The organism is Gordonibacter sp., from assembly GCF_036667095.1.
Classification (GTDB): domain Bacteria; phylum Actinomycetota; class Coriobacteriia; order Coriobacteriales; family Eggerthellaceae; genus Gordonibacter.
The window spans coordinates 1-2,256 of sequence record NZ_JAVWUP010000314.1 but is presented as its reverse complement, the minus strand read 5'-3'; the positions used below and the strand labels follow the sequence as shown (position 1 = coordinate 2,256).

The following is a 2,256-nucleotide window of genomic DNA, read 5'->3' as shown; positions in this document are numbered from 1 at the left end:
GCTTCTTTTGCAGAAAAGTTAAGGAGCAAGGACAAAAACAGCATGGGGACTCTTCTTCACATCCCAAAATTTCAGACCCAGCGCAACACTCTAGACCGAGCGCAACGAGTGCGCTTGAGTCTGCCTATGCGGTGCGCCTTATGTGGGCATATGGTATTGTGCGGTATGCGGTTGTTTTGGTGGGGAACCTAAACGAACACAGAGCGCATGTTGCAAGGGAGAGTGTTATTATGCGCATGGATCAAATCCATCATTTTCTAAACATTGTACAAACACATTCTATCACCCAAGCGGCAACGCAGCTTCACATTTCGCCGCAGGGCCTCAGTCGCTCTATCGCGTCACTTGAGAAAACGTGTGGAATCGTGTTGTTCACGCGCACAAATTTGGGCATGACCCTTACCGATAAAGGTCAGCAGTTTGCCGAGATTGCAGGGTCTTTATGGGAGGCTTACAGTGAATTCGAGCAATCGGTGGCCAAACTGGCACAGGGCGTCGAGCAAGGCGGGGGTTCTTCCCTCGAACTGCTGGCTTCACCCATCATCACAATAAGCAATTTTTTGCCCGCTATCTTGCAGGAACTTTCCGAAGCGTTCCCCTCTTTGCGCGTAGATGTTTTCGAGCTCAATTCGTTCGAGATGGCAGAAGCTGCGCTTTGCCTATCTGCCGAACAGCTGGATCGTAGTGTCATGCTGGCAACGATTCCCGAATACCGCATGGATTCTTACCTTCCCGAGGATCGCTTCGTCTTACATCCGCTCGTCGAGTTTTCTATGTCTGCGCTGATGAACAAATCTCATCCGTTGGCCAGTCGACGCTATGTCACGAGGGCCGAGCTTGCGCAGGAAAAACTGGTGTGCTTTAACGAGCCGGTAATCGAAGAGATCGTACACCACATGCTTGACGAATACGGAGAACCGCAATTCGTGTTCAAAGGCAGCACCAGCAGCTTGATCGAGCGCTTCCCCGATGCCATATCGCTATCAGGCAACATTTCCTTGACCCATCGAAAAGAAGGAGCTGTTTGCATTCCCATACAGGATTCTATAAAGACATCCATCGTGGCCGTAACGGGGCGATCGACTACAGCGTTGCCGCGGCAAGTGGTCGGCCACATTGAGCATCTCTTCCACGAAAGCCATTCATCAGAAGAGCTTTCGCACACCTCATAGCCCGATAATACCTGATCATAAGCAGTATCAACCATATGTTGATGCCCCTGTCGACCAACCGCTTATTCCCAAGACCTTCATATCTTGCCACAATGATTGCTAGCGTAGTGTGCAGGTATTTGCCTGCGACCACGCGAGATATACGCAAAGGCACATTCGATAGAAGGAGGGAAAATGGGAATGCTCTCTGAAGCAACCAGTAGGCGCAGCTTCTTGGAGGGGACAGCTGCAGTTGCAGCTGCGCTGGCTCTTGGCGCCGGCATTTCGCTTGAAAAGCAGGGGTCGTTGGCCTATGCCGACCAGTCCGCTAAGGGCGAAAAGTGGGTCAAGACGTTTTGCGGCACGTGCATCTTCACCAACTGCAGCATGGAGGTTAAGGTTGTCAACGGAGTCGCCGTAGAAATTCGCGGCAACATCGACCACCCGGCAAACAAAGGCACCATGTGCCCGCGTGGTGCAGCTCAGTTGATGAACCTCTACGATCCGTATCGCTGCAAGGTGCCCGTCAAGCGCACCAATCCGGAAAAGGGTCTTGACATTGACCCCCAATGGCAGGAAATCTCGATGGAAGAAGCCAAAGAGACCATCTTCACCAAGATGGAGGAATGCTACGCAAAGGATCCGCGTCGCCACATGTTCATGTACGGCTTCGGCGACACCCTACACGAAGGTCCTTTCCAAAAAACGTACAACTCTATCATGGGCACACCGAACTACGCGATGTCGTGCGGTCCTCTGTGCGAAGTGCACCATGCACCGCAACTGTTCAACAACACGTTTATCGACCGCGTCGATGTGGGGCATTGCAACTACCTCATCACCTTGGGTCGCAACATGGGCGCCTCGGCGGCATTCGCTTCCGGCCCTTCGCGCGCCATGGCCGATGCCTGGCAGCGCGGCATGAAGACCGTCGTAGTAGATCCCCATTGCAATACCGAGGCATCGCATGGCGAGTGGTTGCCCATCCGCCCCGGCTCCGACATGGCGTTTTGCATGGCAATGATGAACGTGCTGCTGCACGAGATCAAGGTCTACGACAAGAAGTACCTGCTAGAACGCACCAATCTGCCCTACCTCGTCCAAA

Annotated in this window: 2 protein-coding genes; both read left to right on the top strand. The window is 53.0% G+C overall.

All coding sequences use genetic code 11. The features are described from left to right. On the top strand, positions 1–1,172 hold a 1,172-nt coding region (locus RR842_RS14115), incomplete at its 5' end, for a LysR family transcriptional regulator (RefSeq protein WP_332730212.1). Positions 1,173–1,346: 174 nt separating this feature from the next. Continuing rightward, positions 1,347–2,256 (top strand): molybdopterin-dependent oxidoreductase (locus RR842_RS14110; RefSeq protein WP_332730211.1); only part of this gene is annotated, 910 nt, incomplete at its 3' end.